This window comes from Mycobacterium sp., from assembly GCF_035274705.1.
GTDB lineage: Bacteria > Actinomycetota > Actinomycetes > Mycobacteriales > Mycobacteriaceae > Mycobacterium.
Genome location: NZ_DATENY010000018.1, coordinates 94,293 through 107,973, shown reverse-complemented (window position 1 = coordinate 107,973; position 13,681 = coordinate 94,293). Strand labels below are relative to the sequence as shown.

Sequence of the window (13,681 nt, the reverse complement as noted above, 5' to 3'; positions counted from 1 at the left end):
CACCTGCGCAGCGTGTAAACTGCTAACCGCAGCTCGCTTGAGCGGGCTGACTTCGCGTGTCTGCACATGACCGCCCAATGGCGGTCAGATCCGGATGCCGGCGGTCTCGGCCCGAGTTTCTCGGAATGAGTCCGGCAACCAGCAGACACCAGGGCTCGGCGCCACCCGGCGCCGTGCGTCAACCGACAACAAAAAGAGGCATAGACCATGGCCGTAGTGACCATGAAACAGCTGCTGGACAGCGGCACCCACTTCGGGCACCAGACCCGTCGCTGGAATCCCAAGATGAAGCGGTTCATCTTCACCGACCGCAACGGCATCTACATCATCGACCTGCAGCAGACGCTGACCTACATCGACAAGGCGTACGAGTTCGTCAAGGAAACCGTCGCCCACGGCGGGTCGATCATGTTCGTCGGCACCAAGAAGCAGGCGCAGGAATCCATCGCCGAGGAGGCGACCCGCGTCGGCATGCCGTATGTGAACCAGCGGTGGCTGGGCGGCATGCTCACCAACTTCTCCACCGTCCACAAGCGGCTTCAGCGCCTCAAGGAGCTCGAGGCCATGGAGCAGACGGGCGGTTTCGAGGGTCGCACCAAGAAGGAAATCCTGATGCTGACCCGCGAGAAGAACAAATTGGAGCGGTCCCTGGGTGGAATCAGGGACATGCAGAAGGTGCCGTCGGCCGTGTGGGTCGTCGACACCAACAAGGAGCACATCGCCGTCGGTGAGGCCCGCAAGCTGGGCATCCCGGTCATCGCGATCCTGGACACCAACTGCGACCCCGATCTCGTCGACTACCCGATTCCCGGCAACGATGACGCGATCCGGTCGGCCGCGCTGCTCACCAAGGTGATCGCCTCCGCTGTCGCCGAGGGCCTGCAGGCTCGTGCCGGCGTGGGCCGCGACGGCGATAAGGCCGAGGCTGAGGGCGCCGAGCCACTCGCAGAGTGGGAGCAGGAGCTGCTGGCCGGCGCAACGGCGACGGCGTCGACGGAGACGTCCGCAGCTGATACCGACACCGAATCCAAGACTGAGTCTTCCTAAGAAAGGCTGAACATTGGCGAACTACACCGCTGCCGACGTCAAGCGACTTCGGGAGCTGACCGGCGCTGGGATGCTCGACAGCAAGAACGCGCTGGTTGAGGCCGACGGCGACTTCGACAAGGCGGTCGAGCTGCTGCGCATCAAGGGCGCCAAGGACGTCGGCAAGCGCGCCGAGCGGGCCACCGCCGAGGGTCTGGTCGCCGCCAAGGACGGTGCACTGATCGAGCTCAACTCGGAGACCGACTTCGTCGCCAAGAACGCCGAGTTCCAGGCGGTCGCCGACCAGATCGTCGCGGCGGCCGCAGCCTCGAGGGCCGCTGACGTCGACGCTCTCAAGGCTGCCAAGGTCGGTGACACGACCGTCGAGCAGGTCATCGCGGATCTCTCCGCGAAGATCGGCGAGAAGCTCGAGCTGCGTCGCGTCGCCTACTTCGACGGCACGGTCGAGACCTACCTGCACAAGCGGGCCGCGGATCTGCCGCCGGCCGTCGGCGTGCTGGTGGAGTACTCGGGCGGCAACGCTGACGCCGCGCACGCGGTCGCGTTGCAGATCGCCGCGCTCAAGGCCAAGTACCTGACGCGTGAGGACGTGCCCGAGGACATTGTCGCCAACGAGCGCCGCATCGCCGAGGAGACCGCCCGCAACGAGGGTAAGCCCGAGCAGGCGCTGCCCAAGATCGTCGAAGGACGGGTGACCGGCTTCTACAAGGACGTCGTGCTGCTCGACCAGCCGTCGGTGTCCGACAACAAGAAGACCGTCAAGGCGCTGCTCGACGAGGCAGGCGTGACCGTCACCCGGTTTGCCCGGTTCGAGGTCGGCCAGGCCTAGCGAATAGTCACGCTCGGGCGGTACGAGTTGGTACCGTCAGAGCGTGACGACGCGAATTCACGCCTTCGGCGACGACGCCCTTGGCGACCTTGACGCCGTAGGTCTCGTTGACGCGCTCCGCGGTGGCCGGGTGACCGCCGCCGAGCTTGTCGAGGCCGCAGTCGCCCGCGCCGAGGCGGTCAACCCGACGCTGAACGGCCTCGCCCACGAGGCATTCGATCGCGCGCGGGCACGGTCGCACGGGGCAAGTCGATACGGCGGCTACTTCGACGGCGTCCCGTCGTTCCTCAAGGACAACGTCGCGGTCGGTGACATGCCGACGATGCACGGCACCGACGCCTGGGACCCGCGGCCCGCGCCGATCGACGGCGACTTCGCGCGCGTCTATCTGTCGACGGGCCTTGTTCCGCTGGGCAAGACGCAGATGTCGGAGTTCGGCTTCAGCGCCTCGGCCGAGCACCCACGGCTGGGTCCGGTCCGCAACCCGTGGAACCCGGAACATACCGCCGGCGCATCCTCTTCTGGCTCAGGCGCTTTCGTGGCCGCCGGCGTGGTACCGATCGCGCATGCCAACGACGGCGGCGGGTCGATCCGTATTCCTGCATCGTGCAACGGGTTGGTGGGGCTCAAGCCCTCGCGCGGACGCCTGCCCGTCGACAAGGAGCTACGGCGGATGCCGCTGCTCATCGTGGCGAACGGCGTCTTGAGCCGATCGGTGCGCGACACCGCCGCGTTCTACCGCGAAGCCGAACGCGTGTATCGCAACCCGAAGCTGCCTCCGATCGGTGACGTCACCCATCCCGGCAAGCAACGGCTGCAGATCGCGGTATGTACACAGTCGATCTCGCGCGAGGCCAGCCCCGAGGTCCGCGAGCTGACCCTCAAGACCGCGGCGCTTCTCGAGGAGCTCGGACACAAGGTGACCACGATCGACAATCCGATACCTCGGCACTTCGTTGACGACTTCCTCTTGTACTGGTCATTTTTGGCGTTCGCTTTGGTGCGCGGCGGGCGTCGGTCGTTCGGCGAGAGCTTCGACCGCACGCGGCTGGACAACCTCACTCTGGGTCTGGAGTGCTACGCCGGCCGGAACCTGCACCGACTGCCAATGGCGATCGCTCGGCTGGCGCGCACGCGCCGGATCACCGAGCGCCTCACGCGCACATACGAAGTGGTGTTGATGCCGACGCTGGCTGACGTGACGCTACCCATCGGTCACCTCGACCCCACCGCCGACTATCAGCAGATCATCGACCGGCTCATCGACTGGGTGTCTTTCACGCCGCTGCAGAACGCCACGGGCGAGCCTGCGATCTCTCTGCCGCTTGCGGAATCCACATCGGGGCTCCCGGTTGGCATGATGTTCGCCGCGCCCGTTGGTCACGAGGCGAGGCTGCTGGAGTTGGCCTATGAACTCGAAGAGGCGCGGCCCTGGGCGCGCATTCAGTCATGACCCGCGACTACGTCTTCTACCAAGGCTTCGCCGAGGAGCGCACGCGCCTGTTCGGGATGGAGTCCTTGTGGGACCCGGGCAGCCAAGCGTTGCTCGACGAGCTCGGCATCGACAACGAAATCCGTTGCGTCCGCGACACAACGCCTTAACGGCAGAGCCGTCGAGTTAACGCCGCGGACATTCCGCGCGTCCGTAGGTGAAACTTTTCGGCCCGACCATCCCTGTTTGTGGAGACATCTGCGCCCACAACCGTTCGGTTACCGGAGATCGCCAGCGCGTCGGGCAACACGTTCGTGTGCCTCGTGCGGTTCGCCATGGCCAACATTCGCCGCCGCCCGGAACGGTTCGTGCTTTCCGTGCTCGGCATCGCGCTGGCGATTGCCTGCGTGACGGTTGTCCGCACCATCTCGGCGAGTTTTGCCATTACCGGCGCGGATTCGGTGACGGACGTGCTGGGTGGTGCCCAGCTGTGGGCGGTCCCGGGCGCGGGCGTGCATTACGACGCGGGAGCTCAGGCGCTCGTCGCCGACGGTCCCGCGCCGGCCATCACGATCCCTGCGGGCTGGACGGCACTGCGGACCCTCTCCGGTGTCACCCAGGTCAACGGCAGCGTTGTATCACTGCGAGGTAGCGACGAAATCCCCAGTGGCCAAGCAGCTTTGGGTCCGGATGTTGCCGCTCGTCTCAACCTGCAGGCCGGTGATCGGGTGGTCGTAGCTGGGCAGAATCTCGTCGTCGGCATCACAGGCAGTGGCCAGTCGATCACCGTAGCGACGCCCCTGGCGAGATCGGTCGTCGGCGACAACGGCTGGTGGACGATGTTCGCGCCGCCCGGCGACGAGAAACGACGCGACCTCGGTCAGATCTTCGGCGGCTCGGTCGGACTCGAGTCGACGCCGGACCCGTCGGTGAAACCCGATCCACACGGCGACGGCTTGATCTACGACACCGTTGGCGGCAACGGTCCGCTGACGTTCGAGCAGAAGTTCTCCGCCCTCTTCTCCGGCAAGGTGACCAGCTCGACGCTCGGCCTCATCTCGACCATCGGACTGGGGCTTGGCTTTGTCATCGCTGTGTCGTCGTTCCTGGCCGCAGTGCAGGAACGCCGACGCGAATTCGGCATCATGTCCAGCATCGGACTGGCCGACGAAGTGTTGTACTTCTTCCTCGTCGAATCGGGCATCGTCTTCATCGCCGCCTACCTGGTCGGTGTGATCGGTGCCGGAGCCGCTGTGGCGCTGGTGATTCCGGGTATCGCGACGCCCACGGCGTGGTTACAGGCCGCCGGTATGGTCGCCGCGTTCCTGCCCGCAATGGCCATCGTCGGCGCGCTCATTCCGGTGCACCGGCTACTGCAACAACGACCCGTCGACCTGCTGGGAGATCGCTGATGAGCGCTTGCGCGAAGAAGAGAGAGCACTGATGCTGCAAAAGGGGTTGTCCTACGGGTGGCTCGCGGCGCGCCGCCGGATCCGCGAGATGGTGCTGCCCGTGATCACCACAGCAACCGGTGCTTTCCTCGTGGTGATCGTGTTCGGAATGTCCGACGGGATTCGCGCGCAATCGGCCTCGCTGGGACACGCCGACGAGGTCGGGCGCGCTGTCGTGCTGATCGCGGTGACAGTGCTTTTGGTGGGCGTCGTGGAAGTCGCCGTGGCGACCACGCGGACCATCGGGCACCGCACCCGTGAGCTTGGCGTGCTGGGTGCCAACGGTGTGCCACGCAAGCCTGTGGTGGCCGCGTTGCTGGTCGAGCCGGTGATCGCGGCGGTGCTGGGGGCGCTGGCGGGTGCGCTGCTGGCCGCGCTGACCGGGATCGCGTTGGGCGCGGCTGGTTTGGTGGCCACCGGGGTGTCTATCGAGGGGCTGTTGCTTGGCGCCGCGATCGCCATCGGCGTCAGCATCGTCGCGGCCCTGGCGACCAGCGTCGTGCCCACCTTCAATGCCGCGTCGCGGCCACCCATCCGTTCCCTGACCGCCGGAGGTTGACGATGACAGCAATCGACGAAACAGCCGACACCACAACCGAGCCGGATGAGCGCCCGGCGCAACCTGTTATTGAAATCTCGGATGTCTGGAAGCTGCATAAGCTCGGCGACGAGGTGGTCCGGGCCTTGGTCGCTGCCGAACTACAGGTGATGCCGGGTGAGTTCGTCTGCCTGATGGGACCCAGTGGCAGCGGCAAGTCGACGCTGCTCAACATCATCGGCGGCCTGGATCGGCCGACGAAGGGCACCGTCAAGGTGGCCGGACGTGACACGGCGACCCTGACGGAGAGTCAATTCGCGGCGCTGCGGCACGACACCATCGGGTTTATCTTCCAGAGCTACAACCTGATTCCGTTCCTGTCGGCGGTCGAGAATGTCGAGCTGCCGCTCATATTCGAGCCCTACGACCGAAAGGCGTTGCGCAAGAGAGCTACCGAACTACTCGAACTAGTCGGCCTGGGGCACCGGATTCACCATCAGCCGACGAAGATGTCGGGTGGCGAACAGCAGCGCACCGCGATTGCACGGTCGCTGATCAGCAGCCCGACGCTCGTCCTTGCCGACGAGCCGACGGCCAACCTTGACCACCGCACGGGGGAAACGGTGGTGCGCATGTTGCGCGACCTGTGTTCCACGCTGGGCGTCACCGTCGTCGCCAGCACACATGACCCCACGGTGGCCGACGAAGCGACCCGTGTTGTCCGGATGAAAGACGGACAAATAGTCAACTAACCCAACGGCATTGGGAGAGATTCAAATGACTCAAGAACTCGAGGCGGCACCGCCGTCACAGCGTGACACGCTCATGACCACCGAGCTGGTGCCCGAGCAGGTGCTACCCAAGGTGCTGGGTACCTTCGGCCTCACCGCCACCTACGTATTCATCATCTGCTGGATCACCGGGTCGTCCATCATGGCCGGCGGCGGCTGGACCGCGATTCCGATGTGGATCCTCGGCATCATCACATTCCTTGTGCCCGCAGCCCTTGCAGTGGCTGAACTCGGCAACCTGTGGCCGGGCCAGGGCGGTGTGTACATCTGGGCGTTCCGAACCATGGGGGAGCGGTGGTCGTTCCTCGGTGGCTACCTGTCGTGGGTGCCGGTCGTCCTGAACACCGCGTCATCGCCGGCGATCGTGCTGCAGTTCCTGCTGCTGGCGTTACACGCCGAGCTCGGGCTCACCGTGAGCATCGTCCTGCAGCTGGTGATCCTGTGGACCGTCGTCGGTTTGGCGCTCGCCAAATTGGCGGCCAACCAACGGATCATGAACATCACGTTCGTGGTTTACGGCGTGCTCACCCTGACCATCTTCGTGTGCGGTGTGATCTATGCGGCCGGCCACGGCTCGGCCACGCCGTTCAGCCTGCACGACTCGCTGGTTCCCGATTTCGCCGGCGCCGGATTCTTGTACGGCACAGTGCTGCTGTATCTGGTCGGGGTGGAGACGCCGTTCAACATGGGTGCGGAGTTCCTGTCGGTCAAACGCAGCGCGACCAGGATGATCGGCTGGGGATCGGCGGCGCTGATCGCGATCTACCTGCTCACGACGCTCGGCACGATGATGGTGTTGCCGACCGACCAGATCGACCCGGTCACGGGCGTCATCGGAAACCTGGGGACGTCGGGCTTCCCCGGATTGATGGAAGTCTGCGCGGTGGTGCTTGCCGTGATCGTGTTCGTGGCGATGACGACCTACCAGGTGGCGTACTCGCGGCTGATTTTCGTCTCCGGGCTGGAACGCCACCTGCCGCGCATCTTCACGCATCTCAACCCGCGCACCCGCAACCCGGTCACCGCGGTGCTGATCCAGGGCGTGCTATCGTCGCTGCTCCTGGTCGGGCTGTACTCGCAGAGCAGCATGGCCAACGTGACGGTGTACCTGCAGGGCGGCCTGAGTGTGGTGTGGCTGATCTCCGGATTCTTCTTCTTCGTCCCGCTGGTGATCGCGCGCAGGAAGTACGCGGATCGCTATGCCAGCGAAGACTTCTGGCGGATTCCTGGCGGCATGCCCGCGGTTTGGGCGGTGGCCGCGGTGGGCGTCGTCGCGACTTGCGCCGGTATCTACTACTCGTTCGCATCGCCGTGGATCGACGTTCCGCCGGCGACATGGATGACGTGGGTCGGCGGTATCGCGGTCGGCATGTTCGTACTGGGCGCGATCGTCTACTTCTTCGGACGGCGGTCGGCAGCCACGGTGAGTCAGGAAGATGCGCTTGCGCACCTGGCCGTTCTCGAGCTGAAGGATGAAGCCAAATGACAATGGAAAGCACCGTGCCGAACACGGATGCCACAGATGATGCGACCCGGTATCCGCTGGACCCGCTCACCGGCGCCGAGATCGAGAGTGCGGCCGCCGTCATCACCGATTCGGAGTATTCAACTCCCACATTGCGATTCGTGATGATTCAGCTGGCGGAGCCGGACAAGACTCCCGAGCTGACATTCGAAGGCGCCGTCGAGGTGCCGCGGCGGGCGTTTGTGACGATGTACGACGGCGCGGCGAAGTTGATCTACGAGGCGATCGTGGACCTCGGCGCAAGGGTCATCGACTCGTGGCAGTCGGTGCCCGGGCGTTTTCCGTCCTACCTCGTCGAACACATGACCGGCGTCGAGGAGATGGTTCGCGCCGACCCGCGGTGGCAAGAGGCGATGCGTCAGCGTGGCGTCACCGACTTCGATCTCGCGATGATCGACCCCTGGCCGGCAGGCTATTACGGCCCACAGGACCACTACGACAACTCACCACTGATCTGCCGGCCGCTGACGTTCATGCGGGCTGCGGCGTCCGAGCACGGCTATGCGCGCCCGGTCGAGGGGCTGATCGTCACGTTCGACCTCGACGCGATGAAGATCATCGACATCGAGGACCACGGCGTCGTACCGCTGCCTCCGACCGCGGGCAACTACGCCGAGAAGTTCATGTTCGACGAGAACAACCGGCCGGCGTTCTCGAAGTTCCGCGACGGCGTCAAGCCGATCGAGATCACCCAGCCCGACGGGCCCAGCTTCACCGTCGACGGCTGGAAGGTGCAGTGGCAGAAGTGGTCGATGCGCGTGGGCTTCAATCCGCGTGAAGGCATCGTCCTGCACGAGATCACCTACACCGACCGTGGCGAGACCCGCCCGATCGTCTACCGAGCGTCATTGTCGGAAATGGTTGTGCCCTACGGCGATACAGCGCCGACGCACTGGAACAAGAACGTCTTCGACATGGGTGAAGTCGGCATGGGGTTCTCGGCCAACCCGCTGACCCTCGGCTGCGACTGTCTTGGCGAGATCTTCTACTTCGACGGTACGGTCAACGACTCGTCCGGCAACGCGGTCACCATCCCGAACGCGATCTGCATGCACGAGGAGGACTATGGAATCTCTTGGAAGCACACCGACTTTCGGACCGGCGAGGTGGAGGTGCGGCGTGCGCGCCGATTGGTGATCTCGATGATCTGCACGGTCGGCAACTACGAGTACGGCTTCTTCTGGTACTTCTACAACGACGCCTCGATGGAAGTGGAGGTCAAGCTCTCGGGCGTGCTCACCACCGGCGCTGTGCTCGACGGTGAGGAGCCGCGGTGGGGAAAGATGGTGGCGCCCAACATTTATGGCCCGAATCATCAGCACTTCTTCAACTTCCGGCTCGACATGAGCATCGACGGCGCCGGTAACAGCGTCTACGAAGTCGACTCGATCCCCGAACCCGACCCGGAGCTCAACCCACATCACAACGCCTGGATCACCCAAGACACGCTGGTGGCATCAGAATCCGACGGAGCGCGGGACTGGGACTGGTCGAAGGGCCGCTACTGGAAGATCACCAACCCGTCCAAGAAGAACGAGTTGGGCAGCCCGGTGGCCTACAAGCTGACGCCAAGGGACATGGTGCCGGTGATGGTGCAGGAGGGCTCGTACATCTACGACCGCGCGCGCTTCGTCCAACACAACCTGTGGGTGACCAAGTACGACCCGGATGAAAAGTTCGCGGCGGGCGACTACATGTACCAGTCGCCGGAGATACAGGGGCTGCCGCAGTTCATCGCCGACGATGCGCCGTTGGAGAACACCGACGTGGTGCTGTGGTACACCCTCGGCGCCCACCACGTCGTGCGGCCGGAGGACTGGCCGGTGATGCCGTGCGCCTACACGGGATTTCACCTCAAGCCGGTGGGCTTCTTCGACGGCAATCCGGCGCTGGACGTCCCGCCCTCACCCCCGGCGGCCTGCCACCATCACTAACGCACAACTCGCTCAGATCGGGTCAGAGCCAAGGGCGCCGAGGACGCGCTTGAAGTTGTGACGCTCGTCGTCGGTCAGGTCTGCCATCAGCCTGCGCTCGGCGGCGCGCACGCCGGAGTCGGTGCGCTTCAGCAGGTCCTCGCCCTCGTGCGTCAACTGAGCGGGCAGTGATCGGCCGGACGACACGCTGACCGGCCGGGTGACCAGCCCGCGCTCTTCAAGCCCGCGCAGCACGATGTTCATCGCCTGTGGTGAGACGTTCAGTGCGCGTGCCAGGTCGGCATTGGAATGGCCGGGGTATTTCGACAGCACCCGCATACAGAGGTATTCGGGGAACGCCACTTCCAGCGGGTCCAGGACCGTAGCCGTCACATCGGCCTTCAGCGCAGACATCACCCGGCTCAGCAGATAGCCGAGCGGCTGGTCCTCAAACGGCTCGCTCATATCAAGCATATTGACACATATCAACTGGATTGATATACCGGGGGTATGACTACGCCACAGGATCTCTTCGAAAACGCATACAGGGGCGAGGCCCCGCAACTGGGACTCGGAACGAAGCCGCCGTGGAGCATCGGCGAACCGCAGCCTGAGCTCGCGGCGTTGATCGAGCAGGGCAAATTCCACGGCGACGTGCTCGACGTGGGCTGCGGTGAGGCTGCGGTCTCGCTACACCTCGCGGAGCGCGGCTTCACCACCGTCGGCCTCGACCTGTCTCCGACGGCCATCGAGCTGGCCAAGGTCGAAGCGGCCAAGCGCGGATTGACCAATGCCACCTTCGAGGTCGCCGACATCAGCGCGTTCACCGGATACGACGGCCGGTTCGGCACCATCGTCGATTCGACGTTGTTCCACTCGATTCCGGTGGAGGCGCGCGAGGGCTATCAGCAGTCGATCGTGCGCGCCGCCGCGCCGGGCGCCTCGTACTTCGCGCTGGTATTCGACCGCGCCGGCCTACCCGAGGGTCCCGCCAACCCCGTGACCGAAGACGAGCTTCGCGACGTGGTGTCCAAGTATTGGACGATCGAGGAGATCAGGCCTGCCCGCATTCACGCCAGCCTGCCGGACAACACCGAGGGGTTGCCAACGCCCTTCGGCAACGTGCGCGATGAGCCCAACGGCCGCAAGTCGGTCCCGGCCTGGCTGCTGACCGCACACTTGCCCGCGAGCTAAGCCGCCACGGGGGTCCCCATAGCGGCAATCCGGCCGCTATGGGGCAGGATTAGGGGCGATCTCACGCGAGGACCCCGAAGGAGTCGGATGACGGAACCGACCACCACCAACGGTGCCGACGCATCACCTATCAGGCCGATGTACTCCCGCGTACTGCTCAAGCTCGGCGGCGAGATGTTCGGTGGCGGGCAGGTCGGCCTGGACCCCGATGTGGTGCACCTGGTCGCGCGGCAGATCGCCGAAGTGGTCCGCAGCGGCGTGCAGGTTGCCGTCGTCATCGGCGGGGGCAACTTCTTCCGCGGCGCACAACTGCAGCAGCGCGGCATGGAGCGCACCCGCAGCGACTACATGGGCATGCTCGGCACTGTGATGAATAGCCTTGCGCTGCAAGACTTCCTGGAGAAGGAAGGCATCGCGACGCGCGTGCAGACCGCGATCACCATGGGGCAGGTCGCCGAACCCTACATTCCTTTGCGGGCGCGCCGGCACCTCGAGAAGGGCCGTGTGGTGATCTTCGGCGCCGGTATGGGATTGCCGTACTTCTCGACCGACACCACGGCCGCGCAGCGTGCACTGGAGATCGGCGCCGAGGTGGTGCTGATGGCCAAGGCCGTCGACGGCGTGTTCACCGCCGACCCGCGTGTGCACCCCGACGCCGAGCTGCTCACCGCGATCAGCCATCGCGAGGTCATCGACCGCGGCCTCAAGGTCGCCGACGCCACCGCGTTCAGCCTCTGCATGGACAACGGCATGCCGATCCTGGTGTTCAACCTGCTCACCGATGGCAATATCGCGAGGGCAGTCGCAGGTGAGAAGATCGGAACACTGGTCACCACCTGACTGACGGTCGGCCCGCGCACGCGAGAAGTGAACTGAGGAGATGCCGTGATCGACGAAACCCTCTTCGACGCCGAAGAGAAGATGGAGAAGGCGGTGTCGGTGGCGCGCGACGACCTGTCGTCGATCCGCACCGGCCGGGCCAACCCCGGCATGTTCGCCCGCGTCCACGTTGATTACTACGGCTCGGCCACCCCGATCACCCAGCTGTCGAGCATCAACGTTCCCGAGGCTCGTCTCGTCGTCATCAAGCCGTACGAGGCGAACCAGCTGCGCAGTATCGAGGACGCGATTCGCAACTCCGATCTCGGGGTCAATCCCACCAACGACGGCAATGTCATCCGGGTGGCCATCCCGCAGTTGACCGAGGAGCGTCGCCGCGACCTGGTCAAGCAGGCAAAGGCCAAGGGCGAGGACGCCAGGGTCACCGTGCGCAACATCCGTCGCAAGGCGATGGAGGAGCTGCATCGCATCAAGAAGGACGGCGAGGCCGGCGAGGACGAGGTGAGCCGCGCCGAGAAGGACCTCGACAAGACCACGCACACCTACACGAGCCAGATCGACGAGCTGGTCAAGCACAAAGAAGGCGAGCTGCTGGAGGTCTAGTGGCCGATCAGCAAGCGACTCCCGTGGCAGACACTGACGCCGGCCCGACCGAGCCGCCAAAGAAGGCGTCCCGGGCCGGCCGGAATCTGCCGGCCGCCATCGCCGTCGGCGCCGTGCTCGGTTTCGGCGCGATCGCGATCCTGTTGTTCGCGCCGATCGGATGGCTGCCCGTACTGGCGGTGGCGATGCCGATCGCCACTCACGAGATCGTTCGCAGGCTGCGTGAGGCCGGCTACGCCGTTCCGATAATCCCGCTGTTGATCGGCGGCCAGGCCATGATCTGGCTGACGTGGCCCTACGGCCCGGCGGGGCTGTTGGGCGCCTACGGCGGCACGGTCGTGGTGTGCATGGTGTGGCGCTTGGTCGGACACGGTCTTTCCGAGCAGCCGGTGAACTATCTGCGCGATATTTCGGCCACGGTGCTGCTTGCGACGTGGGTGCCGCTGTTCGGCAGCTTCAGTGCGCTGCTGATCTTCCAGGACCATGGTGGCGGCCGTGCGCTCACCGTGATCGCGACGGTCGTTTTCGCCGACATCGGCGGCTACGTCGCGGGGGTGTTGTTCGGTAAGCATCTGATGGCGCCGGCGATCAGCCCCAAGAAGTCGTGGGAGGGGCTGGGCGGCTCGTTGCTCTTCGGCATCACCGCGTCCGTGCTGTCGGTGGCCTTCCTCCTGGACAAACCGGCGTGGGTCGGCGTGCCGCTCGGGCTGATGCTGGTGATCACCGGCGTGCTCGGCGACCTGGTCGAGTCCCAGGTCAAACGCGACCTTGGGATCAAGGACATGGGCACATTGCTGCCGGGGCACGGCGGCATCATGGACCGGATCGATGCGATGCTGCCGTCGGCCGTCGCCGGCTGGATCGTGTTGACGGCGCTGGCCTGACTACGGGCGCGAACAGCATCACCACCGCCGCAGCGCCGTAGGTGTTGATCGCACGCACGTACAGCGTCATGCACAAGGTGGCGTTGAGTAGCACGACGGCGGCCACCGCACCCCCCGCCTTCCACGGGTCGGCGACCGCGAAGGGCATGACCCTCGCCAGTGCCGCGACCGGCACCAGCGCTACGGCGTTCTGCCGCGCCGCGGTCGCACGGAAGTCCACGCCGGATCAGAACCGCTGCTGGTAAACCCCGCCCGCGGCGAGGCTGACCAGCGCGGCGAGCAGGAGTAGTACGACGGTGTCGACTCTGCCGATGGCCAACAGCCGTCCGGCGCATACCGCCAGCACGGCCAGCACACCGAGGACCAGGGCACCTATCCGCGTCGACGTCAGGCCCTCGCCGAGAAACATCGCGGCGAGCAAGGCGGTGACGACGGGATTCATCGAGATGCGAGATGACCACCGCGCTCAGCACCGCCATCGGCGATATCGCTGAAACAGCAAGCGCACCAACGGGATATCCCAACGCATAGAAGAACGTCAGATTCGACGCGGCGCGCGGCGGCATCGGGGGCAGGGCCATGCTTCCCATAGTTGCGAGCAACGCCTGGGCCCGCCAATCAATTTCGGCCATGC

14 protein-coding genes and 1 pseudogene are annotated in these 13,681 nt (G+C 65.2%); 13 read left to right on the top strand and 2 right to left on the bottom strand.

The window, feature by feature from the left end; genetic code table 11:
- Positions 1–207 precede the first annotated feature (207 nt).
- From rpsB to VJV41_RS04945, 9 genes are all read left to right on the top strand, one after another.
- On the top strand, positions 208–1,047 hold the full coding sequence (rpsB, locus tag VJV41_RS04985) for a 30S ribosomal protein S2 (protein WP_325331699.1): 840 nt from the start codon (positions 208–210) through the stop codon (positions 1,045–1,047).
- Positions 1,048–1,060: 13 nt separating this feature from the next.
- The gene (gene tsf / locus VJV41_RS04980; RefSeq protein WP_325331697.1) at positions 1,061–1,876 is read left to right on the top strand and encodes a translation elongation factor Ts; all 816 of its coding nucleotides are present in this window, start codon (positions 1,061–1,063) and stop codon (positions 1,874–1,876) included.
- Between the two features lie 43 nt (positions 1,877–1,919).
- Positions 1,920–3,329, top strand: a complete 1,410-nt coding sequence (locus tag VJV41_RS04975) for an amidase (RefSeq protein ID WP_325331695.1) — start codon at positions 1,920–1,922, stop codon at positions 3,327–3,329.
- Positions 3,326–3,478, top strand: a complete 153-nt coding sequence (locus VJV41_RS04970) for a hypothetical protein (RefSeq protein WP_325331693.1) — start codon at positions 3,326–3,328, stop codon at positions 3,476–3,478. Before VJV41_RS04975 ends, VJV41_RS04970 begins: the two co-directional genes overlap by 4 nt.
- A 78-nt stretch (positions 3,479–3,556) precedes the next feature.
- The gene (locus VJV41_RS04965; protein WP_325331691.1) at positions 3,557–4,720 is read left to right on the top strand and encodes an ABC transporter permease; all 1,164 of its coding nucleotides are present in this window, start codon (positions 3,557–3,559) and stop codon (positions 4,718–4,720) included.
- 31 nt (positions 4,721–4,751) lie between these two features.
- Positions 4,752–5,318, top strand: a complete 567-nt coding sequence (locus VJV41_RS04960) for an FtsX-like permease family protein (RefSeq protein WP_325331689.1) — start codon at positions 4,752–4,754, stop codon at positions 5,316–5,318.
- A gap of 2 nt (positions 5,319–5,320) precedes the next feature.
- Complete coding sequence (locus VJV41_RS04955; RefSeq protein ID WP_325331687.1) at positions 5,321–6,049, top strand: ABC transporter ATP-binding protein; 729 nt, start codon at positions 5,321–5,323, stop codon at positions 6,047–6,049.
- A gap of 25 nt (positions 6,050–6,074) precedes the next feature.
- On the top strand, positions 6,075–7,574 hold the full coding sequence (locus VJV41_RS04950; RefSeq protein ID WP_325331685.1) for an APC family permease: 1,500 nt from the start codon (positions 6,075–6,077) through the stop codon (positions 7,572–7,574).
- Positions 7,571–9,547: a primary-amine oxidase gene (locus VJV41_RS04945; RefSeq protein ID WP_325331683.1), complete on the top strand. Its 1,977-nt coding sequence runs from the start codon at positions 7,571–7,573 to the stop codon at positions 9,545–9,547. Before VJV41_RS04950 ends, VJV41_RS04945 begins: the two co-directional genes overlap by 4 nt.
- Before the next feature lie 12 nt (positions 9,548–9,559).
- Here the strand turns inward: VJV41_RS04945 and VJV41_RS04940 are convergent, their stop codons facing one another.
- Positions 9,560–9,991, bottom strand: coding sequence for a MarR family transcriptional regulator (locus tag VJV41_RS04940; protein WP_325331681.1), 432 nt, complete (start codon positions 9,989–9,991; stop codon positions 9,560–9,562).
- A 45-nt stretch (positions 9,992–10,036) separates the two neighbouring features.
- On the opposite strand from VJV41_RS04940, the gene VJV41_RS04935 reads away from it, so the two are divergent.
- The 4 genes from VJV41_RS04935 (at position 10,037) to VJV41_RS04920 (ending at position 13,047) form a co-directional block, all read left to right on the top strand.
- Positions 10,037–10,720, top strand: coding sequence for a class I SAM-dependent methyltransferase (locus VJV41_RS04935; protein WP_325331679.1), 684 nt, complete (start codon positions 10,037–10,039; stop codon positions 10,718–10,720).
- An 87-nt stretch (positions 10,721–10,807) separates the two neighbouring features.
- Positions 10,808–11,560 (top strand): UMP kinase, encoded by a 753-nt coding sequence (pyrH, locus tag VJV41_RS04930; protein ID WP_325331677.1) that lies wholly within the window; start codon positions 10,808–10,810, stop codon positions 11,558–11,560.
- Between the two features lie 45 nt (positions 11,561–11,605).
- A complete protein-coding gene (gene frr / locus VJV41_RS04925) occupies positions 11,606–12,163 on the top strand; it encodes a ribosome recycling factor (RefSeq protein ID WP_325331675.1) in 558 nt (185 codons plus the stop codon).
- On the top strand, positions 12,163–13,047 hold the full coding sequence (locus tag VJV41_RS04920) for a phosphatidate cytidylyltransferase (RefSeq protein ID WP_325331673.1): 885 nt from the start codon (positions 12,163–12,165) through the stop codon (positions 13,045–13,047). The genes frr and VJV41_RS04920 overlap by 1 nt, the downstream gene beginning before the upstream one ends.
- Before the next feature lies 1 nt (position 13,048).
- On the opposite strand, the pseudogene VJV41_RS04915 reads toward VJV41_RS04920, so the two are convergent.
- Positions 13,049–13,613 (bottom strand): annotated as a pseudogene (locus VJV41_RS04915) (EamA family transporter); the annotation flags it as partial.
- Positions 13,614–13,681: the final 68 nt, after the last annotated feature.